The following is a 20,255-nucleotide window of genomic DNA, read 5'->3' as shown; positions in this document are numbered from 1 at the left end:
ACCAAATGAGTTTTACTATGATCAGGTACCCCAACAAAACAAGGTGGCTTAACTAGAGCGGAATATCACTTATAAATACGCTTTTAGTTGTTCAAACATGTGGGACCACCTCTGTTCTTATCATTTTAGATTTAGTCCTAATTAATCAAGTTAAGCTTGCATTAATTGTAGGTTTTTGAAGTAAATTTGAATGAATATGCAAAAAATATAAAAATATATTCAAAATAAGTTTATGATATATATATTTATATAGTGAAAAATAAACTTGATTGATGCGGTTGGTTTTTGATATTGTTGATCGTGCAAAAAAACACAAAAAAGGATTATTATATGAAATTTGGATTAAAAACGATCTGTTTTGCTGGGGTGATAGCTGCTTCTGCCGTGTATGCATCAACAATTTTATCTCCAAATCAGATTAACAATTCAGGTAATATCCCAAGCGGATACAGTGACTTAACTTTTGTATTGTCGAATGGAAATTGGGTAAAAAATGTTTATTTGCCGACGACTGCTAACCATCTTGATAAAGTGACGATTCAATCAAGTGCAGCTTATAAAAGTTATTTAGATACATCGAATACCAATTTGCCGATTGAAGTATTAGAAATCCAAAGTGGTGATAGTTTTCAATTTGTATACGATGCAAACTTAAAGAAGTGGTTAGTCCAACTCACCACAGTTAGCCCAGTGAGTGGTTCACAATATGAGCAAGTTGCACTCTCAACAGCAAAAATTCAGCATGTGCTTATTGCTGATGGTAAGTGGGCAGGCACAATTGCTTTACCTTCGAACGTAAATAATGGCACTTTGGTTCAAATTACTTCAACTGCAGGCTATCCATCACAGTTAGCAAAAGATAATTTACTTTTCCCGAGCAGTTTTAACTTAAATAAAGGCAGTGAATATTGGTTTAAGTACAATTCAGCATTACAAAAATGGGTGCCTGAATATATTAAGCCATTGAAATTAAATGTGAAGAATATTGGTAGTTCGCTTAGTAGTGTAACTTCACCTTTAACTGAAGTAAGTTTTGGTGATGCAAATTGGGTTCCAAACTTCACGCTTCCATCAACAGCAAATGATCGAGACCGTGTAGTCATTAAGTCCTCAGCGACTTGGTCAGCAAAAATCGCAAATACTCATATAAATACTGCAGCTACCTTAACTTTGAAAAAAGGGGATCAGTATGAATTTATGTACGTGAGTGATCGTGCGCACTGGGTATTAATGTCATCTCCAATAAAAACTATTGATGCAAATACAACTATTCCTTCAATTTTACCTAGTATGAGTGAGCCAACTTTAAAGGTAAAAATCTCTAATACAAATTGGAAGCAAACATTGAATCTGCCGAGCTATGCACAGGTAGGTGATAAAGTGATTGTGAGCTCTACGGCTGATTCGAATAGTTTTATAGTAGCAGCGAATGGTCTTTCTGCAACGATCAAGAAAGGTGAAAATCGACGTTTTGCTTATACTAGTCAAGGTTGGGTTGCTGACAGTTATGTCGTAGATATGTTGTTGGTTAATAGTCCTGAAGTCACAACAATTTTAGGAGAAAGTGCAGCCAAATTACGTTTGATCGAGGGTTTAAATTTAACCAATCTAACAGCTGAAAACTCATCTGCTAAGTTCTACCTACGTGAGGTTGGCTACATCACCTATAAGATTCCTGCTGCATCTCTACTAGATGCGATCAGTGTAGGGCGTTCTGATACAACCGTTCAGTCCGAGCGTAAACGTGTATTAGCTGATGGGGTTTATTATCAAGGTAATGAACCAGGTGCTGGTGGGTGTGGTTGGGCTTGGATCAATGCTAGTTCTTACAACATGATTGGTGCAAATGATATTGCAGGTTGTTCAGTTGCTGCGATGCGTCACGAGGTTGGACATAACCTGGGTATCTATCATGGTGACTCAACTAATATTGGTTCAGGATTTACACATCCATTGGGAAGTACGGCATTAGGTGGAAATAACCTAAACTTCTACTCTAGTCCATATTTATATAATCCGAAATATGGTGTTCGTCTAGGCGAAGAGGGTGTGAAAGATGCGGTAAGTGTCATCAATACAAATGTTATCCGTATTTCCCAATACAACTAAGTAATTATTTTGAATGAAAAATAAAAATATTCTACTTTTGCTTGCAGTCACGCTAGTCGTGGCTGTGGGTTTGGTATTTTTCTTAAAGCCAGACCAAGCAACAGCATCTGCCCAAAATATAAATCCTGATAAAAGTTATTCAAAAACCTCTGTGGCGAATGGTGAATATGCTCGCAAAGATTTGAAGCTGTCATCTGCTGATCTAGCAAAAGCGAAAACTGAAACGGTTTTATTTCATGAGATTCAAGATGAAGATTTAAAGAATAGTGAAGCATTACCTCTAGCGAAAAGCGGTAAAGGGATGATGATCGCCTATAATCAAAATATTATCGAAACTAAAAATGTTGGTGATACTGTTAAATTTCAAATGCTTGAATATGGTGTTAACCGAGAAGGCAAGATTGTTGAAATTGAGAAAGTAGATGATGATATTTTGCGTTGGCGCGGTCAATTTAATCAAGGAAGCCCTGAGAGAAATTATTTTACGATTACGCAGAGTCAAAAAGATCAATATACGATTATTCAAATATATAGCGATAAAGGCAATTACACTGCGGAAATAAAAAATGGCCAAGGTGTTGTTCAAAGTATGGATCAAGGGGTAGAAGATGAGGAGTTACATGCGCATGATCATTAACTTAACCATATTACCTTGCTTAACTCATTACTCTTAAGTGTACTTCTTTGAAAACCTATCTAAGGATAGGTAGTGGTTGGTTTTAAATTAATTGGCTTGAATGGGGAGGAATATGATAAATCACGGCTTGATATTTTTTCTCATTCTTTTTACCCGTTACTACTCCACCCAAAAATTCCGCAAGTTTTCGACTCGCATGATTATCAATAGCAACAGGATATAAGAAATATTCAGGTTGTATTTTTTGAGAAGCCCATCGAAAAACTTCAAAAAGAGCCTCTTTTGCATATCCTTGACCATGATGGTCTTCTCGTATCCAAAGACCCAGTTCAGGTGTAGTTGTATGAACGCGATGTACGCCAATCATTCCAATAAAAGTATGAGTCTCTTTGCAACGCAAAACAAAGTGATGATCTGTATTTTTAGATTCTGCTAGTACCCATTGCTGTCCAATTTGTTCTAATGCTTCAAAATTCTCAGTAGGTTCCCATGACATATAACGAGTCAATGTTTTAGTTATACAAGGGTAAATATCTACTAAGTCTTTTATTTGAAATACAAATAGGCTAACTCTTGGACTATGTAATATTGGTAATTCGAAATTCATTTATTGAATAGCTCAGCTTGCAAAATAGCTTCAGTATGTCGTTTAAAGTCTAAATCATTTAGACCATTCAGACCTAATTTATATATACCTTCCAAACCACAAACAAAAGCAATTAATCGCCAAGCTATGTCTTGGCTTTTTGATGTGAAGGAAAATTCATTAGCTGCTTTACCTTCTTCAATCATGTTGACTATAGAGGTATGCCAATCTTGCATCGCTATATTGTAAGCATTTTTAATTTCAACATCTTGATCAATTAAAACTTCGGCTTCGTTCCATAATCTTAAATAGGGTTGAACTTGTTCAATATTTTCACAACCGAGTAGTAAGGAGACGCGTTGTAGATAGCTAGTAGTAATTACTTGGGTCTCGATTTCATCTAATTGTTGCATTAGCTTAACAAATGCTTCGGCTTTCAAATGTGAGTTCGAAGCAAAGTGATGGTGAACTTGACCTGTTGATGTTTGAGCTTCAGTAGCTATGCGACGCACAGTCATCGCAGAAAAGCCTTCATTCAGAGCAACGTTCATTGCAGCTTGCAAAATCATTTCACGACGTTGATCTTTATTTAAATAAGCCATATTTCCAAAACCTTAGAGTTGATTTCACAAGCTGATACAAATTAACGTACATTTATAATTTGGACAAGTGTTCAAAATAATCTACAATTATTTAAATTTGAACATATGTCCAATTTAGAGGCGTTTATGTCCAGCAAGTGGTTAATTCTTGCAATCGTTGTTTTGATCTATCTTCCTGTGTCGATTGATGCAACTGTTTTACATGTAGCGACTCCAACTTTAAGCGAGTCTCTATCTTTATCTTCCAACGAGTTATTGTGGATCATTGATATCTATTCGTTGGTCATGGCTGGTCTAATTTTGCCAATGGGGGCGTTAGGTGATCGAATAGGTTATAAACGTCTAATGATGATTGGTGGAACTTTATTTGGTCTTGCTTCACTAGCGGCAGCTTATTCTTCGACGGCTTTTGCCTTAATTGTTTCACGTGGGTTACTTGCAGTTGGGGCTGCAATGATTTTACCTGCAACTTTATCTGCAGTACGCAATACTTTCCTTGATGAAAAACAACGTAATATTGCCTTGGGTATTTGGGCAACTGTTGGTGGTGGAGGAGCTGCTTTTGGACCGCTATTAGGTGGGTTTTTATTAGAACATTTTCATTGGGGTTCGGTTTTTCTGATCAATCTACCAATTATGCTTACCGTCCTCATTTTCACTGTATTTATCATACCGAAGCAGATAGGGCAGCCGAAACAAAGCTTAAATTTACTCCAAGCGATTATTTTGGTGGTTGCAATTCTGAGTATGATCTATGCAGTTAAATCGGTCATGCATGGATTTACAATTTGGACTGTATTGATTTTTGCGATTGGATTGAGTCTTTTGGTTTGGTTTGTTCGAAAACAGTTGCGATCAGAATCCCCAATGATTGATATTGAGTTGTTTAAACACCCTGTCATTGCAACTGGCGTAGTTATGGCAATTGTATCCATGATGGCATTGGTTGGTTTTGAGTTGCTCATCTCTCAAGAACTTCAATTTGTTTATCAACTTTCGCCGTTGACATCAGGGGCATTTATTTTACCCTTCATGATTGCGATTAGTTTAGGTGGTCCAATCGCAAGTATGTTGGTCAATCGTTTCGGTCTACGTTCAGTTGCATCTATTGGTATGTTGATGAGTGCAATAAGTTTGTGGGGTTTAGCCAATACTGATTTTATGCAAACAAAAATACAGGTATGGGCTTGGATGGTCGTTTTAGGTCTGAGTGTAGAAATTGCATTACTTGCTTCAACGTCTGCGATTATGTCTTCAGTTCCACCAAGTAAAGCGACAGCTGCAGGAGCGATTGAGGGTATGGCTTATGAATTGGGCGCAGGTTTAGGAATTGCCTTTTTCGGTTTGATGCTTTCATGGTTCTACGCAAACTCGATTATGCTACCAACTAATGTACCGCATAGCATGATTGAACAGGTGAGCAGTTCGATTGGTGAGGCAGTTCAAGCTGCTAAGCAATTAGATCCTACGATTGCTCATCATGTAATTACAGCTGCGAAGCAGGCATTCAGTCAATCGCATCGTTCAGTATTGAATGTCGCTGCTTTATTGTTTTTGATTTTATCGATTTTTATTTTGTTTACATTGCCAAAGAAAGTAATCGCAATTGATGAGTAGCAATTACCCTTATCCAAAGCAAGCTTGGATAAGGGAACTCTTAAGGAACATTGATTCTAAGCTCTCGTAATATCTTACAAAGTTGAATCATTGGTAGTCCCATTAAAGTGGTTTGATCATCACCAATCATTTTTTCAAATAGGCTGATACCCATGCTTTCACATTTAAAACTACCAGCGCAATTTAAAGGCTGATCAATTTCAATATACCGTTTGATTTCGTTTAATGTGAGCTCTCGAAATTTAACTTGATAATGTTCAACCAGTGTCGTCTCAAAACCTGAATCTAGGTGTTGAACACTAAGCGCCGTACTGAAAAAAACAGTTTTTCCTGAGTTTAATTGGAGCTGTTGAATTGCTTTTTCAATAGATAGCGGCTTGCCAATAAACTCAGATGGGGTATGTTCACGCCATGCGACTTGATCAGAACCAATCACAATCGCATTGGGATGTTGCTGTGAAATAATTTTTGCTTTTTCATAAGCTAAACGTTTTGCTAAATCATCAGCATGAATTTCATCTTTAGCCGATTCATCAATATCTGGAGAAATGCAACGATAATCCAAGCGTAAACGATCCATTAAATCTTTACGTGTTTGGCTGCTTGATGCCAATATTAATTCAATATTGCTCATTAAACTGCGTATTCCACTAAAACATTAAGTGGTACGTAATGTAGAACGGCATTGTGGCAGGCATTTAACTTAATAGGTGGAGCATGCCCAGCTTGATAAGCTTCAACCCAACGAGTCACACATATACACCAAAAATCACCAGGTTTTAGCCCAGGAAAGCCTACTTCAGGTAATGGTGTAATTAAATCATTACCAACTTTTTGAGAGAAGTTCAAAAAATCTGAGGTCATTTGAGCACACATGGTATGTTGACCTAGATCGGTGATCGCTGTGTGGCAGAAACCATTGCGAAAATATCCAGTTATCGGATCGTAACAGCAACTCGCTAAAGGCTCACCAAGTACATTTAAACGATTAATTTTAGGATCTGGATGTATAGACATAATATGTATATAGATTTAATGACGATGTTTATCATAATCAAAAGTGACGCTTTCGCCAGCTTTTCTGCAAAAAAACTCACCTTTATTTTTGAGAATCATTTAAAATTGTGCCGTTTTTAAAATCAACTAGAGAGCCATCCATGAATTTTCAGCGCATGACTGACCTTGATTTAGCAGGTAAACGTGTTCTTATTCGTGAAGACTTAAACGTACCTGTAAAAAATGGGGAAATTACCAGCGATGCACGTTTACGTGCTGCATTGCCAACCATCAAAGCGGCTGTAGAAAAAGGCGCAGCAGTTATGGTGTTTTCTCATCTTGGTCGTCCTGTAGAGGGTGAGCCAAAACCAGAACAATCTCTTGCACCTGTAGCAGCGTATTTAACGAAAGCTTTAGGTCAAGAAGTAAAATTATTTACTGATTACTTAGATGGTGTGGAAGTTGCTGCCGGTCAAGTCGTTTTGCTTGAAAACGTGCGTTTCAACCATGGTGAAAAGAAAAATAACGAAGAGCTTGCAAAAAAATATGCAGCACTTTGTGATGTATTTGTTATGGATGCATTTGGTACGGCACACCGTGCTGAAGCATCAACTGAGGGTGCAGCACGTTTTGCTCCAATCGCAGCAGCAGGACCTTTATTAGCGGCTGAATTGGACGCTTTAGGTCGTGCAATGCAAACACCAGAAAAACCAATGGTTGCAATTGTTGCTGGTTCTAAAGTTTCAACTAAATTAGATGTACTGAACTCACTTTCTACAATCTGCGATCAATTAATCGTAGGTGGTGGTATTGCGAATACTTTCCTTGCAGCAGCGGGCTTCAATGTAGGTAAATCACTTTACGAAGCTGATTTGGTAGAAACTGCAAAACAAATCGCTGCTAAAGTAAGCGTTCCATTACCAACAGATGTCGTTGTGGCTGATGCAAGTCAAATTGATTTTGGTGACTTCCTAGGTTCTTTAGCAAACGTACAAGCAATTGTTAAAAAAGTTGAAGATGTTGCTGATACTGACATGATTTTAGATGTTGGTCCTGAAACAGCGAAAGCATTTGCTGAGATATTAAAAACATCTAAAACAATCCTTTGGAATGGTCCAGTAGGTGTGTTTGAGGTAGATCAGTTTGGTGAAGGAACTAAAGCGCTTTCATTAGCAATTGCTGAATCTGCAGGTTTCTCAATTGCGGGCGGTGGTGACACACTTGCTGCGATTGATAAATACGAAGTTGCAGATCAAATCGGTTATATCTCGACAGGTGGTGGTGCTTTCTTAGAGTTTGTCGAAGGTAAAACTTTACCAGCTGTTGCCGTTTTACTTGAGCGTGCATAGTCGTTACTAATCTTTTGATTTATATACAAAGATAGAAAAGAAGAGCCGATGTAAATCGGCTCTTTTACTTTTATATTACAAATCAGTCATAAAACTGTCACATATTTGAAATATGCTTGTCATCAACTTAACCAAGTAACTGTGGAAAGCCGTGATGAAATTTAAATTAACTCTTGCCGCTTTAATTATTGCTCCAATCATGTTAACTGCATGTGCAAAAAAAGAAGAAGCGAACAACGCTGAACAGCAAGAACAAGCAGCTTCAACTGTATCTACACAGACTACTCCAGAACAACAAGCTGCGATTGATGCAATCGACAAACCGAATTTAGATGAGAAAAATACTGATGTTGTAGAAAGTGCAGCATCAGAAGTTGCAGCGAGCGAAGTTCAATAAGCTCCTCGCTAATAAAAAAGCCGATGTGATGACATCGGCTTTTTTTATTTAAGTATTCGCTTTGCAGTAGAAAGTCAATGTTGTTTGATAATCATCATCTTTGGCTAAAGAGGCATTCTTGCCTGTTAACGTACCAATTACGCCAGCAGCTGCTTCAACTAATCTTCCAGTTTCTTCATCCACAACATCTTTTAATACACCTTGATATGCAGTTTTTTCGTCCACAACAACAGGGCTAGTATTCCGCGTACAGGTCTTTTGAGCTGCGCTAATCGCATTATTTTTAGAGATTAGGTTGGTTTTACCAATCCCAGTGACTTCATATTGATTATTTTCTTTTTGTATTGCCAAAGTGTTGGTTGGGGTTGATGCACAAGCTGTTAAACCGATAGCCAAGCCGCCAATTAAACTCATTACTAATGCTTTATTCATTGCTTATTCTCAGGTCGTTAGATGATTGTATTATTTGAACATATAATTTTTGAACGCTTTTGCAGGTTATGTACAGTTTGTAGTGAAGCTCTGTTAAATTTCTCAAATTGATGATTAAGCAGGGATTAGACGTGGTGGAAAATAGTGAGATTATGCTAATCTAGCAAAATCCATGTGTTAGTTAGATTCATTTAAATGACGGACTCAAATATAGAGACAATTCATCAAAATATTCATCAACGTCAATCTATTGGGCAATTAATTGAGCCAGCACCAAATACACAACAACTTGAAAAAGCAGTGCAAGCTGCACTTACTGCTCCTGACCATCATCGTTTGAAGCCTACTAGATTCGTTGTAGTGACACCTGAATTACGTGCCGCTTTTGGTGAGCATTTAGCTAAAGCTTTAGCTGATTTAGGTGAAACTGATTCAGCTCAGTTAGAGCGTGTAAAGCAGCATCCTTTTCGTGCACCGTTATTAGTATTAGCATTAACAACTATCCAAGATCATCCAAAAGTTCCGCATTTTGAACAGATTCTTAGTACTGGAGCTGCTGTTCAAAACTTCTTACTCTCTTTGCAAGCGCAAGGTTTTGCTACGATGTGGCGATCTGGTGCTGTCGTGGAGTCTAAATGGCTCAAGCATCAATTGGGTTTAAACGACCAAGATCTTATTTCGGGTATTATTTATATTGGAACTGCTGCTAAAGCGATTGCTCCACGCGCAGAGATTGCTACTCAAGATTTCTTAAAAAATTGGCAAGCAAGCTAACTTTTAGATTGAATGATGAACTAAACGAATAAATGAATTTCAGGATAAAAAATGGCAGAGTTAAAATTTAGTGATTTAGTTGAACCAGTTGCAGTAGATCAAAAAACAGCATTAAGAATTACCGTATTAGGTGGTGGCAGCTTTGGTACAGCAATGGCGAATTTGGCTGTACGTAATGGTTGTGACACGATGATTTGGATTCGTGATGCAGTTGCAGCTGAAGAGATCAACCAAACACATATTAATAAACGTTATTTACCTGATTACACCTTAGAAACAGGTTTACGTGCGGTTTCTGATTTGGAGTTGGCAGTGCGAGATCGCGATATTATTTTAGTCGCGATTCCAAGTCATTCATTCCGAGATGTGCTCAAGCAAATCGCACCATTTATCACTGCTCAAGCGGTTGTTTCGCTTACTAAAGGAATTGAAGCAAAAACTTTTAGTTTCATGAGTGACATTATTCGCGCAGAGTTGCCTGAAGTACCTTATGGGGTTTTATCAGGGCCAAATTTGGCAAAAGAGATTATGGCGGGTATGCCATCTGGTACGGTGATTGCGAGCGAATCAGAACTAGTTCGATATGCAGTTCAGCATGCATTACATAGTGCGCTATTTCGTGTATTTGGTAGCGATGATGTACATGGTGTTGAGCTGGGCGGTGCATTAAAAAATATTTACGCAGTCGCAATGGGGATGGGGGCTGCTTATAATATTGGTGAAAATACTAAGAGTATGATTTTAACTCGTGCTTTAGCAGAAATGAGTCGTTTTGCTGTCAAGCAAGGTGCTAATCCATTGACGTTCTTAGGACTGTCAGGTGTTGGAGATTTGTTTGCAACTTGCAATAGTCCATTGAGCCGTAATTATCAAATTGGTTATGCACTTGGTTCTGGAAAAACACTTGATGAAGCAACTAAAGCATTAGGTCAGACTGCTGAAGGGATTAACACGATTGTACAAGTGCGTGCTAAAGCTCAAGAATTAGATGTATACATGCCAATTACCAATGCATTGTATGAAGTTATTTTTGAGAATGCACCGCCGATGACAATTGCGCTTTCTCTAATGAAAAATGGTCATCGCAGTGATGTTGAATTTGTTTTGCCTCACCATGAAGTCTAATCAAAAAAATGTCATCATATTTGGTTAAACTCAAGCATTAATAATAAGGTATTTATATGCAATTAACATTAGTAAGACATGGTGAAGCATCTCCCGCGATTAATGGTGATGATATGCAACGTCCTCTGACAGTGCGTGGACATCAGCAAGCTGAAGAAACAGGAAACTTCTTAAAAGATATTATTCAACCAGAAATTTTTGTAGTTAGTCCATTGCTACGTGCACAAGAAACTTTGGCACATATCAAAGCGCATTTTGAAGGCATTCCTGTTTTAATTTGCGATAAAATTAAACCAGATGATGATGCTAAAGATGCGATAGAATGGCTATCAAAATTATCATATGAATCAATTGCAGTTGTATGCCATATGAATGTAGTAGGGCATATTGCGGAGCAATTAACGCATGAGAATTTTAATCCATTTGCATTAGCTGAAGCTCGAATTTATGATCAGACTGTGATTGCAAATGGCTTATCAACACAGAAAAAAAGTTTTACGCCAACAATATAAAATCTTATATCCTATATTTGGATAAAAAAGGGTACTAAACACCGATGCTGTATTTATGGATGCCTGAAACCAATGGAACATGGTATTGGTCGACTGGAGAAAATTGGTTACAGGCCAACAGCCTAGAACAATTAATTCAAGACTTACATGAGCACAACGGAAAAGAAGCCGTCGTTTATTTTCCAAGTCGAAATGCTCAATTAATGCAGCAAACTATGACGAAGTTGCATTTCAAGCAATTAGGTCAAGAAGGCGTTAAGTATTTGCTTGAAGAGTTTGTTACGCTTCCGATTGATCAAATGAAAATAGTACATCATTTTCAAAATGATCAACTCAGTGTGCTCGGTGTTGCTCAATCTACTATTGAAACTTGGCAACATGCTTTAAGCCTATTACCAATACAAATTATCGCTTTTTTACCTGATTTTTTAATATTGCCAGAACCTGAGCCGAATCAAATCATCATTGCAAATTTGTACGGTAATCTACTTGCAAGAGAAAATGAATGGTCAGGTAATTCAATAGATGATTTGGCTCTATTCTTAGAATTTCAAAATCCTGCTACTGAATACAAATTTGCAAATTTAAGTCCTGCACAATTGGACTGTTTAGCTGCAGCATCAACACAAGATCAAGTAACAGAATTTAGTTATCAATTTCATAGCCTAAATCGTCCTAAGCAACATCCATTGAATGTCTTGCCAAAAGCAAAAAATAAAGAAGTTGAATGGTCAGGTTACTGGAAAGCTGCTGCATGTGTATTGGTTGCAGTCATTTCTGTTCAGTTAGTTTATGATGGTTTACGCTGGTCTAAATTAAAACGCGTTGCTGATCAAACTGCGGTTCAGGCGATTGATCAATATAAATATTGGTTTGGTGAAAATAGTCGAGTAACTGAGCAAAATATTAAAAGCCAGTTTGAAAGCCAGTTAAGAATGAGTCAGCTTGGAGATACACAGGCTTTATCTTTATTGAGTCGAGTTGGTCCTATTCTTATGCAAAAGCAAATTGTGGCTCAGCAAGTGAGTTATGATGCATCTGTGTTAGCGATGTCGCTCAAGGCAAAATCAGCGGATGATCTTCAGGGCTTAACGCAACAATTAAATCAACAAGGATTTCAGGCTGAACTTGGTAATGTTCAAGCTGATACAGTCGGCGCAATTGGCTTGGTTAAGATTAAATAATGAAAGCATTGAATAATATACAAAACCGTATTGATCAAAATATTGAAAGATTAAATCACTATCTTCAAGGACTATCGGTTCGTGAACGAGTCATGGTTGTTTTTACAGCAGTGTTTTTAACTGTTGTCATTATAGGTTTTGCATTGTGGAAAATGCATTCTCTTGCCGATCAGCAGCAAAATCGTCTAAATGAACTGAAAGATTTAACGGTTTGGATGCAAAGTAACGCAGCAACAATGAAACCAGCAAATGATCTGGATCTTTCTCCTGCAGATAAGATACAGCGTACTGCTCAGCAACAGGGTTTAGCAGTATCATCTCAGCAAAATGGCGATCAAATACAATTGATTGCAGAACATCAAAATTATGCGGTACTTGCGAATTTCTTGATGCAACTCTCTCAAATGGGTTTAAGTATTCAAAAAATGGATATGATTTCTACCAATAATCAGATCAAATTAACGGCAACGGTGCAATAAATCATTTCTAATTTCTAGATATTTATTTTTACTAAAAATTGAGATATGCCAGCATTTAGCTTTTTTAAAGGCTTTTACATTAAGTACAGCCATATTTTTAAATCTAGATCTTTCCAATTACTGTTTTAAGTATTGATTCAAGGAGCATTAAAGCAACGACTCTACAAAATAAGCGCCTGTCAAGCATGGTGTTTTGTTTAGCCTAAGCCTATAATACGCATACTTGAAAAATCAGTAGACTGTGATTGGTATGTTATATTCATTGGCCCGCCCTCTGTTGTTTACTTTAGCACCAGAGCGTGCACATGAACTCACACTTTCTATGCTCGACAAAGCTTATAAGCTAGGTTTTATGCATCAAAAAGTTGCAAATAAACCTGTAACTTGTATGGGAATTGAATTTCCAAATCCAGTAGGTTTAGCTGCTGGTTTAGATAAGAACGGTGCACACATTGATGCATTGGCAGCACTAGGTTTTGGTTTTATTGAAATTGGTACAATCACACCACGACCTCAAGCAGGAAATCCTCAACCACGTTTATTCCGTATTCCAGAAGCCAAAGCAATTATTAACCGTATGGGATTTAATAATGATGGGGTGGACAAGCTTGTTGAAAATGTCAAAGCTTCAAAATTCAAAGGTATTCTAGGCATCAATATCGGTAAAAATGCGGATACCCCTGTCGAAGATGCAGTATCAGATTATCTAATTTGTTTAGAAAAAGTTTATAACTACGCATCATACATCACTGTGAATATTTCATCTCCAAATACAAAAAACTTACGCAGTTTGCAAAGTGGCGATGCATTAACAGAGTTGTTACAAACATTGAAAGATAGACAACTAGAACTTGCTGAACAATATAATCATTATGTTCCTTTGGTTCTTAAAGTTGCACCAGATTTAACGATTGAAGATATTAATTTTATTTCTACACAATTACTGAAATTTAAAATTGATGGGTTAATTGTAACCAACACTACGCTTGGAAGAGAAGGTGTTGAAAATCTCCCGAATGGAAATGAAGCTGGTGGATTATCAGGTGCACCAGTGTTTGAAAAAAGTACTGAATGTTTACGCCAATTTTCTAAGATACTCGATGGGCGTATGCCTTTAATAGGTGTTGGTGGAATCATTTCTGGTGATCAAGCCGTTATTAAACAGCAAGCTGGTGCAAGCTTAATACAAGTCTACAGTGGATTGATTTATACAGGTCCAACACTTGTTAAAGATTGTGTTGATGCGATGACAGTGTGAAATGAACACGCTTGATATCATTATTCTGATCATTTTGCTCATTGGAGGGCTAAACGGTTTGCGTCAAGGATTTATCAAAGCCTTTGCGAACTTGATCGGATGGATATTTGCATTGATCATTGGGGCAAAATACGCAGTCATACTGGCACCTGCCATGAGCAGTTTAAGCCAAGACCCTGTAGTGCAAAAAATTGCAGCATTTGCATTTATTGTGCTCATCATTGTTGTTTGTACATGGGTTATTACCGCGCTTTTAAATGGTCTCTTGAAAAGTTTGAAATTGGGCCCATTAAATCGTTTAGCAGGTGGTGCTTTTGGTTCTTTTAAAGGTCTACTTATTGTTTTGATTGCTATGCAAGGTGTGGGGCCATGGGTTGACAGCTCTCCGCATTGGAAACAATCAAAATTTGTACAAATCTTATTGCCATATGCTCCTTTAGCGACAGAGTTGTCTAAAGATGCTGCAAATCAAGCGATACACGAAATGACATCTGAAGGTGCTTTGTTACATCGCCCTTCTTCAGAAATGGACGAATCGGAGCGTGCTTCCACAGAGCAAGCTGCTGATCATTCGACAAAAAACCCTTTTTATTAAGTGGGGTTGAACCCCATTCCAAGCTTGTCGCGAGGTTATTATGTGTGGAGTTGTTGGGATAGCCGGTAAATCACCAGTGAACCAAATGTTATTTGATGCCTTGACGATGTTACAACATCGCGGACAAGATGCAGCAGGTATAGTAACTTGTCATCAAGGGCGTTTATTCCTCCGCAAAGATAATGGTATGGTACGTGATGTATTCCATACTCGTCATATGCGAGCTTTACTTGGCAACTATGGTATTGGGCATGTGCGTTACCCTACAGCAGGCTCTTCAAGTAGTGCAGAAGCTCAACCATTTTATGTGAATTCACCATACGGTATTACCCTTGCTCACAATGGTAACTTAACCAATGCAGCAGAAATTCATGATGACCTGTTCAAAACTGATCTACGTCATATGAATACTGATTCTGACTCAGAGGTCTTACTTAACGTATTTGCTCATGAATTACAGAAAATTGGTACTTTAAATCCAACGCCTGATGATATTTTCCATACAGTTACTCGTGTACATGAGCGTTGTAAAGGTGCTTATGGTGTTGTAGCGATGATTACTGGACATGGATTAGTTGGTTTCCGTGATCCAAATGGTATTCGTCCTTTAGTTTATGGTTCTCGTGAAACTGATCAAGGCGTTGAATATATTATTGCCTCTGAGTCAGTTGCAATCACGGCGCTTGGCTTTAAAGTAGAGCGTGATATTGCACCTGGTGAAGCAGTCTTCATCAACTCAGATGGTCAGTTGTTTACTAAACAATGTGCAGCAAATCCAGAATACCGTCCATGTATTTTTGAATATGTTTATTTTGCACGACCAGATGCAACGATTGATGGGATTTCAGTCTATAAATCTCGTTTGAAAATGGGCGAGAAGTTAGCCTATAAAATCTTGAAAGAATGGGGCGAGCAACACGATATTGATGTTGTTATTCCAATTCCAGACACAAGCCGTACATCTGCTTTAGAACTTGCTAATATTTTAGGTGTGAAGTTCCGTGAAGGTTTTATGAAAAACCGTTATATCGGGCGTACCTTCATTATGCCAGGACAACAGCAACGTAAGAAATCAGTTCGTCAAAAGTTGAACCCTGTTGAACTAGAATTTAAAGATAAGAATGTATTACTTGTTGATGACTCGATTGTTCGTGGTACAACCTGTAATGAAATTATCCAAATGGCTCGTGATTCTGGTGCGAAAAAAGTGTTTTTTGCATCGGCTGCACCTATGGTGAAATATCCAAATGTGTACGGAATTGATATGCCAGCAAAATCTGAATTGATTGCTTCAGATCGTACTGTAGAGGAAATTCGTGAGATTATTGGCGCTGATCGTCTAATTTTCCAAGATTTGGAAGATTTGAAAAATGCAGTTCGCACAAGTAAAGTTCCGCATCTCACAGAGTTTGATTGTTCTGTATTTGATGGTGTATACGTTGCAGGCGGGATCGATAGTGATTATTTGATCAATCTTGAACAAAAACGTAATGATAGTGCGAAGAAAAAAGCTGATGGCTATATCGATGTGAATATTGATGCTGCTTCAGTGGATTTAACTGGTATTCGAGAAGAGTAAAATCACTTTAATATCGAGAAAAGCGGGAATTTCCCGCTTTTTTATTTTATGATACTCAAGGCATAAAGCCTCTTACCGAAACAATGTAATAAGGAAAATTTACATTGAAAGAAATGAGCCATTATTTAATTGAAAATAAGAATATTGCTTGGTCAGTAAGCTTTTGTATTCTTGCAATGTTACTTACATTATTTATTCTCAATTGGATTTTGGGTTTAGTTGTACATTTCTTTGATTATACTCAGCCGATTTGGTGGCATTTTCTAAGCCCTTATTTTATTTGTTTATTATTTTTAGTATTAGTATGGTCAGTAGGTGCTGAACTGTATGTCCTGCGTGAGGGTGGACACTCTCTAGCAAAGCAATTAAAAGCACGTCGATTGGTTTTTGATGAAAGTACTCCTGAAGAAAATACTGCTCTGAGAGTCGTTGAACAAGTTGCAAAAAGTTTTTCAATAGATACACCTGCAGTGTATGTACTGCCAGATGAGATTGGCGTAAATGCGCTAACAGCTGGTTTTAAGTCGCAAGATATCGCAATTATTTTGACGTGGGGTGCATTACAGAACTTGGATGAGCTTGAGCTATATGGATTGCTGAGTTATGAGTTTAATCAAATTCTATCAGGCGAAGCTGTTGAAAACACGAAGTTAAAAATCTTATATAGTGGTCTAACAACATTTAGTCAGTGGGGCAGTAAATTAGCTCAAGCTGGATACAGCCCGTATGCCACGTCACATAGAAATAAATTTGAAACTATTTTTGTCGCGATTGGTGGTGTGATTTGGTTAATTGGGAGTTTGGGTATTTTAATTACCCGTCTAATCAAATATTTAACTCTAAGTGGACGTACATTTAGAAATGATCTGAAGACCATGAAACTAATGAACAATAATGCCAACGTTCAAACATTGTTGCGTATTTATGTTCATCACTCAGGCTCACAAATTCATAGTGCATATTCAGAATCAATTTCTCATATGTGTTTTGCAAACTCATTAAGTCCACAAAGCTGGATGAATATTCATCCAAGTATTAAAGATCGAATCTTTGAATTAAATCCAACGTTATTGCAAGACCTACAATTAGAAAACCTGAGAAAATTGCGTAATCGTCCTTTATTTAGTCTGTTTCGTTCTTTAGAAGAAGAGCTGACAGATATGACAGTTCCTTGGAGTTCACCTCAGCCTTTACCTTTACTTAGATTGTCACCCATTAGTTTTGCCTTAAATGATGCAATTAAACCACTCAATCCAGAGCTTCGAAAAAATAAAAAACGTCCTGAGCTGATTCAGCGTGCGATGCAAACAGCAACGGGTTCTAGAGAAGTCATGGTTGCGATTTTAATGATTCGTCAATATCGTGAATTTATTCCACAAGAAGCGGCAGTGAGTCATGCAATCGTAGATGCGTTACTCAATTTAGATGGTCGTATCCATGTACAGATTTTTCACGATGCTTGTAAAAACATTGGGCACATGCCGACAAGTATTGCACGTCAGTTTCTCACCAAGCTTGCTTGTATTATTCAAGAAGATGGAGAGGTTGGTTTATTAGATGCGTTGCTTTTAGAGAAAGTGAAGCATGAATTGAATTTGATGCCAGCCCATCTGCCTACAGCATTTGAAGATGTAAAATCACAAATTGTGCATTTAATTGATGCGCTGTTGCATGTCCAGCAAATCAATAGTCCAAACCAATTAGAAGTTCGTGAACGAATTTTACAGCAAATTTTGACAGTTGAAGAAATGCAAGTTTATGCGGATATTTCTGACGAACCTTTAGATCTAGCGGAAATTCTAAATGATGTTTCAGGTTTGCTATTACGAGATCGACTCAATATCTTGGCAATTGCAGAAAGATGCTTATGGAGTGATCGCATCATCACTCAAGATGAATTAGATGTTTTGGAACTTTTATATTGGCGCTTGGGTTTTGATACTCAGGATGTTGTTGAACAAATGCTGAAGAAAAATAGTTTGATGATTATTTGATGCTGCTATCAAAAATTGACTATTTATTTGATCAAAGGTTACGTGACAAACACATAATTTGGTCTGATTTCAGAGTAAGCTTGCCATTTATTTTTATTTTGTATTGTGTGTTTTGAGTAAGTTATGGAACATATTGAAATTTTAAAAGCTTTGTTTCTAGGTTTTATTGAGGGTCTCACCGAATTTCTACCGATTTCAAGTACAGGGCATTTAATCCTGTTCGGTCATTTAATTGATTTCCATTCAGATGATGGTCGAGTATTTGAAGTCGTTATTCAGCTAGGTGCAATTTTGGCAGTATGTTGGTTATATCGCCAAAAAATCTTTAATTTACTCAAAGGTTTTTTTAGTGGTGACGCAGAGGCTAGACACTTTGCATTTAGTGTTTTGATTGCATTTTTCCCTGCTGTGATTATTGGGGTTTTCGCTGTTGATTTCATTAAGAGTGTGCTTTTTAGTCCTTTAGTGGTCGCGATTGCCCTAATCGTTGGTGGTCTTATTATTTTCTGGGTTGAAGCAAAGAATTTTGATCATAAAACAACTGAAGCGACAAAAATCAGCTATAAACAGGCGTTATTAGTGGGTTGTGCGCAATGTGTGGCGATGATTCCAGGAACATCTCGTTCAGGTGCAACTATTGTTGGTGGTATGTTTGCAGGCTTATCGCGTAAAGCAGCAACAGAGTTTTCTTTCTTCTTGGCGATGCCAACGATGTTAGGTGCTGCGACATTTGATTTAATTCGTAATGCTGATGTTCTCACACAAGACAATATGCTGAATATTGGTGTTGGTTTTGTGGCTGCGTTTATTTCTGCATTGTTAGTGGTTAGTGCTTTAGTTAAATTTGTTGAACGTCATACTTTGCGTGTGTTTGCTTGGTACCGCATTGTTTTGGGTGTAATTTTACTTTTCGTATTCTTATAAATATAAATCAGCCTCTTTTTTTGATTAGAAAAGGGGCTTTTTTACTAATTTTTGGATCGTATTTTCTATATTCACCAGTGATGTATCGGTTAAAACATACTATGACAATAGCAAAACTGAATGCCCGTGATTTGATTGTTGATCTCCTGTTGGGGTTACAAGGACGAGAAATTTCAATCAAGCAGATCATCATTGCAGCTCGACTTTTTGAAATTAGTGAAAATAGCACCAGGGTTGCTGTGACTCGATTATCAAGTGAAGGAGTCATTGAGGCGATTGAGCGCGGCGTCTATCAGTTTACCAATCAGTCACGTGAGTGGGCTGATGTGATGTTAAATCGAAAAAATGGTCTTAAACAAACCAAACCATGGAATCAGCAATTTATCGGTGTATTTACAGGGGCTTTGGGAAGAGTCGATCGAACGGCTTTGCATAGAAGAGAACGCGCTTTGAAATATTTGGGATTCAAAGAGTTAGAGCAAGGCATTTATATTCGCCCAGACAATTTAGCAATATCTTTTGAGCAGCTTGTTACTGAACTACATGCTACGGGTCTGGAGCAAACTGCAAAAGTGTGTGCGATCCAGTTTTTCGATGCTCAAACTATAAAGATAATAACTGAACTTTGGTCTACCAAGACATTAAATCAAAATTATCAAAAATACGCTCAAATGATTGAACAATGGTTAGAAACAGCGAATGAGTTGGATTTAGATATCGCAACGAAAGAATCTTTATTACTTGGTCGGCAAACAATTTCACAATTAATGAATGATCCATTGTTACCAGAAGATTTTGTTGACGTAAAATTACGCGATCAATTTGCTCAAAGTGTTCAGAGGCTGGATCAAATAGGTTTAGAACTATGGCGAAGATTTTATGAACAGCAAGATGAATAGTTAGTTTAAAATATTACAAAAAATTTAATTATATTTTATTGACAGAAATATTACATGTTTTAAAATAAAAATATAAGTTGTGTAGTTTTAAAATTGGCGGATTCAAGCGGCAAGTGCAACAGTATAAAAACCAGCCATAACTTCACTCGGTGTATACCAACCTAGTGTTTTTCTAGGACGATGGTTGAGTGCAAATTCTATCTGCTC

The 20,255-nt window shown here is 37.5% G+C and carries 21 protein-coding genes and 1 pseudogene; 16 read left to right on the top strand and 6 right to left on the bottom strand.

Annotated elements, in window-relative coordinates; genetic code table 11:
• Positions 1-330: 330 nt before the first annotated feature.
• Together cpaA and cpaB are read left to right on the top strand one after the other, a co-directional pair.
• On the top strand, positions 331-2,109 hold the full coding sequence (cpaA, locus tag ACSC97_RS13465) for a metalloendopeptidase CpaA (protein ID WP_436661410.1): 1,779 nt from the start codon (positions 331-333) through the stop codon (positions 2,107-2,109).
• A 13-nt stretch (positions 2,110-2,122) separates the two neighbouring features.
• The gene (gene cpaB / locus ACSC97_RS13460) at positions 2,123-2,746 is read left to right on the top strand and encodes a metalloprotease secretion chaperone CpaB (protein ID WP_436661408.1); all 624 of its coding nucleotides are present in this window, start codon (positions 2,123-2,125) and stop codon (positions 2,744-2,746) included.
• A gap of 82 nt (positions 2,747-2,828) precedes the next feature.
• Here the strand turns inward: cpaB and ACSC97_RS13455 are convergent, their stop codons facing one another.
• Together ACSC97_RS13455 and ACSC97_RS13450 are read right to left on the bottom strand one after the other, a co-directional pair.
• The gene (locus tag ACSC97_RS13455) at positions 2,829-3,353 is read right to left on the bottom strand and encodes a GNAT family N-acetyltransferase (RefSeq protein ID WP_436661406.1); all 525 of its coding nucleotides are present in this window, start codon (positions 3,351-3,353) and stop codon (positions 2,829-2,831) included.
• Positions 3,350-3,934 carry a TetR family transcriptional regulator gene (locus ACSC97_RS13450; protein WP_004954914.1) on the bottom strand — a complete coding sequence of 195 codons (585 nt, stop codon included), beginning with the start codon at positions 3,932-3,934 and terminating at the stop codon, positions 3,350-3,352. Before ACSC97_RS13450 ends, ACSC97_RS13455 begins: the two co-directional genes overlap by 4 nt.
• A 126-nt stretch (positions 3,935-4,060) precedes the next feature.
• On the opposite strand from ACSC97_RS13450, the gene ACSC97_RS13445 reads away from it, so the two are divergent.
• Positions 4,061-5,551 (top strand): SmvA family efflux MFS transporter, encoded by a 1,491-nt coding sequence (locus tag ACSC97_RS13445; RefSeq protein ID WP_436661404.1) that lies wholly within the window; start codon positions 4,061-4,063, stop codon positions 5,549-5,551.
• 40 nt (positions 5,552-5,591) lie between these two features.
• On the opposite strand, the gene ACSC97_RS13440 is transcribed toward ACSC97_RS13445, so the two are convergent.
• Both ACSC97_RS13440 and ACSC97_RS13435 read right to left on the bottom strand, forming a co-directional pair.
• Positions 5,592-6,185: a Maf family protein gene (locus tag ACSC97_RS13440; protein ID WP_436661402.1), complete on the bottom strand. Its 594-nt coding sequence runs from the start codon at positions 6,183-6,185 to the stop codon at positions 5,592-5,594.
• Positions 6,185-6,568 (bottom strand): DUF2237 family protein, encoded by a 384-nt coding sequence (locus ACSC97_RS13435; RefSeq protein ID WP_004911941.1) that lies wholly within the window; start codon positions 6,566-6,568, stop codon positions 6,185-6,187. Before ACSC97_RS13435 ends, ACSC97_RS13440 begins: the two co-directional genes overlap by 1 nt.
• A gap of 140 nt (positions 6,569-6,708) precedes the next feature.
• On the opposite strand from ACSC97_RS13435, the gene ACSC97_RS13430 reads away from it, so the two are divergent.
• Positions 6,709-7,896: a phosphoglycerate kinase gene (locus ACSC97_RS13430; RefSeq protein ID WP_436661399.1), complete on the top strand. Its 1,188-nt coding sequence runs from the start codon at positions 6,709-6,711 to the stop codon at positions 7,894-7,896.
• Between the two features lie 154 nt (positions 7,897-8,050).
• On the top strand, positions 8,051-8,293 hold the full coding sequence (locus ACSC97_RS13425; RefSeq protein WP_004911935.1) for a hypothetical protein: 243 nt from the start codon (positions 8,051-8,053) through the stop codon (positions 8,291-8,293).
• Between the two features lie 48 nt (positions 8,294-8,341).
• Here ACSC97_RS13425 and ACSC97_RS13420 read toward each other — a convergent pair whose 3' ends face one another.
• Positions 8,342-8,725, bottom strand: coding sequence for a hypothetical protein (locus ACSC97_RS13420; RefSeq protein WP_004911933.1), 384 nt, complete (start codon positions 8,723-8,725; stop codon positions 8,342-8,344).
• 195 nt (positions 8,726-8,920) lie between these two features.
• Between ACSC97_RS13420 and ACSC97_RS13415 the strand changes: the two genes are divergently transcribed.
• The 11 genes from ACSC97_RS13415 to ACSC97_RS13365 all read left to right on the top strand — a co-directional run bounded on the left by ACSC97_RS13415 (position 8,921) and on the right by ACSC97_RS13365 (position 20,048).
• Positions 8,921-9,499, top strand: a complete 579-nt coding sequence (locus ACSC97_RS13415; protein ID WP_004954902.1) for a nitroreductase family protein — start codon at positions 8,921-8,923, stop codon at positions 9,497-9,499.
• A gap of 51 nt (positions 9,500-9,550) precedes the next feature.
• A complete protein-coding gene (locus ACSC97_RS13410) occupies positions 9,551-10,624 on the top strand; it encodes an NAD(P)H-dependent glycerol-3-phosphate dehydrogenase (RefSeq protein WP_378222986.1) in 1,074 nt (357 codons plus the stop codon).
• 56 nt (positions 10,625-10,680) lie between these two features.
• Positions 10,681-11,136: a phosphohistidine phosphatase SixA gene (sixA, locus tag ACSC97_RS13405; protein ID WP_436661396.1), complete on the top strand. Its 456-nt coding sequence runs from the start codon at positions 10,681-10,683 to the stop codon at positions 11,134-11,136.
• A 44-nt stretch (positions 11,137-11,180) separates the two neighbouring features.
• Positions 11,181-12,320: a type II secretion system protein GspL gene (gene gspL / locus ACSC97_RS13400; protein WP_004954895.1), complete on the top strand. Its 1,140-nt coding sequence runs from the start codon at positions 11,181-11,183 to the stop codon at positions 12,318-12,320.
• Positions 12,320-12,799 carry a type II secretion system protein GspM gene (gspM, locus tag ACSC97_RS13395; RefSeq protein WP_004911921.1) on the top strand — a complete coding sequence of 160 codons (480 nt, stop codon included), beginning with the start codon at positions 12,320-12,322 and terminating at the stop codon, positions 12,797-12,799. Before gspL ends, gspM begins: the two co-directional genes overlap by 1 nt.
• Positions 12,800-13,049: 250 nt before the next feature.
• Complete coding sequence (locus tag ACSC97_RS13390; protein WP_004954892.1) at positions 13,050-14,057, top strand: quinone-dependent dihydroorotate dehydrogenase; 1,008 nt, start codon at positions 13,050-13,052, stop codon at positions 14,055-14,057.
• A 1-nt stretch (position 14,058) separates the two neighbouring features.
• Positions 14,059-14,652: a CvpA family protein gene (locus ACSC97_RS13385; protein ID WP_436661393.1), complete on the top strand. Its 594-nt coding sequence runs from the start codon at positions 14,059-14,061 to the stop codon at positions 14,650-14,652.
• Positions 14,653-14,692: 40 nt separating this feature from the next.
• The gene (purF, locus tag ACSC97_RS13380) at positions 14,693-16,231 is read left to right on the top strand and encodes an amidophosphoribosyltransferase (RefSeq protein ID WP_004954885.1); all 1,539 of its coding nucleotides are present in this window, start codon (positions 14,693-14,695) and stop codon (positions 16,229-16,231) included.
• Between the two features lie 104 nt (positions 16,232-16,335).
• Positions 16,336-18,225 (top strand): peptidase M48, encoded by a 1,890-nt coding sequence (locus tag ACSC97_RS13375; RefSeq protein ID WP_436661390.1) that lies wholly within the window; start codon positions 16,336-16,338, stop codon positions 18,223-18,225.
• A 123-nt stretch (positions 18,226-18,348) separates the two neighbouring features.
• Positions 18,349-19,149 (top strand): undecaprenyl-diphosphate phosphatase, encoded by an 801-nt coding sequence (locus tag ACSC97_RS13370; RefSeq protein WP_346809125.1) that lies wholly within the window; start codon positions 18,349-18,351, stop codon positions 19,147-19,149.
• Positions 19,150-19,250: 101 nt separating this feature from the next.
• The gene (locus ACSC97_RS13365; RefSeq protein ID WP_436661388.1) at positions 19,251-20,048 is read left to right on the top strand and encodes a PaaX family transcriptional regulator; all 798 of its coding nucleotides are present in this window, start codon (positions 19,251-19,253) and stop codon (positions 20,046-20,048) included.
• Between the two features lie 102 nt (positions 20,049-20,150).
• On the opposite strand, the pseudogene ACSC97_RS13360 reads toward ACSC97_RS13365, so the two are convergent.
• Positions 20,151-20,255 (bottom strand): annotated as a pseudogene (locus ACSC97_RS13360) (IS30 family transposase); the annotation flags it as partial.

It is taken from the genome of Acinetobacter sp. P1(2025) (assembly GCF_051390655.1).
Lineage (GTDB): Bacteria > Pseudomonadota > Gammaproteobacteria > Pseudomonadales > Moraxellaceae > Acinetobacter > Acinetobacter junii.
This window is presented reverse-complemented; position numbering and strand designations above follow the sequence as displayed.

What these genes read in the sequence shown, in the direction of transcription:
- cpaA (WP_436661410.1), top strand. Translation starts at nt 331, where the DNA reads ATGAAATTTGGATTAAAAACGATCTGTTTTGCTGGGGTGATAGCTGCT.
- cpaB (WP_436661408.1), top strand. Translation starts at nt 2,123, where the DNA reads ATGAAAAATAAAAATATTCTACTTTTGCTTGCAGTCACGCTAGTCGTG.
- ACSC97_RS13455 (WP_436661406.1), bottom strand. Translation starts at nt 3,353, where the DNA reads ATGAATTTCGAATTACCAATATTACATAGTCCAAGAGTTAGCCTATTT.
- ACSC97_RS13450 (WP_004954914.1), bottom strand. Translation starts at nt 3,934, where the DNA reads ATGGCTTATTTAAATAAAGATCAACGTCGTGAAATGATTTTGCAAGCT.
- ACSC97_RS13445 (WP_436661404.1), top strand. Translation starts at nt 4,061, where the DNA reads ATGTCCAGCAAGTGGTTAATTCTTGCAATCGTTGTTTTGATCTATCTT.
- ACSC97_RS13440 (WP_436661402.1), bottom strand. Translation starts at nt 6,185, where the DNA reads ATGAGCAATATTGAATTAATATTGGCATCAAGCAGCCAAACACGTAAA.
- ACSC97_RS13435 (WP_004911941.1), bottom strand. Translation starts at nt 6,568, where the DNA reads ATGTCTATACATCCAGATCCTAAAATTAATCGTTTAAATGTACTTGGT.
- ACSC97_RS13430 (WP_436661399.1), top strand. Translation starts at nt 6,709, where the DNA reads ATGAATTTTCAGCGCATGACTGACCTTGATTTAGCAGGTAAACGTGTT.
- ACSC97_RS13425 (WP_004911935.1), top strand. Translation starts at nt 8,051, where the DNA reads ATGAAATTTAAATTAACTCTTGCCGCTTTAATTATTGCTCCAATCATG.
- ACSC97_RS13420 (WP_004911933.1), bottom strand. Translation starts at nt 8,725, where the DNA reads ATGAATAAAGCATTAGTAATGAGTTTAATTGGCGGCTTGGCTATCGGT.
- ACSC97_RS13415 (WP_004954902.1), top strand. Translation starts at nt 8,921, where the DNA reads ATGACGGACTCAAATATAGAGACAATTCATCAAAATATTCATCAACGT.
- ACSC97_RS13410 (WP_378222986.1), top strand. Translation starts at nt 9,551, where the DNA reads ATGGCAGAGTTAAAATTTAGTGATTTAGTTGAACCAGTTGCAGTAGAT.
- sixA (WP_436661396.1), top strand. Translation starts at nt 10,681, where the DNA reads ATGCAATTAACATTAGTAAGACATGGTGAAGCATCTCCCGCGATTAAT.
- gspL (WP_004954895.1), top strand. Translation starts at nt 11,181, where the DNA reads ATGCTGTATTTATGGATGCCTGAAACCAATGGAACATGGTATTGGTCG.
- gspM (WP_004911921.1), top strand. Translation starts at nt 12,320, where the DNA reads ATGAAAGCATTGAATAATATACAAAACCGTATTGATCAAAATATTGAA.
- ACSC97_RS13390 (WP_004954892.1), top strand. Translation starts at nt 13,050, where the DNA reads ATGTTATATTCATTGGCCCGCCCTCTGTTGTTTACTTTAGCACCAGAG.
- ACSC97_RS13385 (WP_436661393.1), top strand. Translation starts at nt 14,059, where the DNA reads ATGAACACGCTTGATATCATTATTCTGATCATTTTGCTCATTGGAGGG.
- purF (WP_004954885.1), top strand. Translation starts at nt 14,693, where the DNA reads ATGTGTGGAGTTGTTGGGATAGCCGGTAAATCACCAGTGAACCAAATG.
- ACSC97_RS13370 (WP_346809125.1), top strand. Translation starts at nt 18,349, where the DNA reads ATGGAACATATTGAAATTTTAAAAGCTTTGTTTCTAGGTTTTATTGAG.
- ACSC97_RS13365 (WP_436661388.1), top strand. Translation starts at nt 19,251, where the DNA reads ATGACAATAGCAAAACTGAATGCCCGTGATTTGATTGTTGATCTCCTG.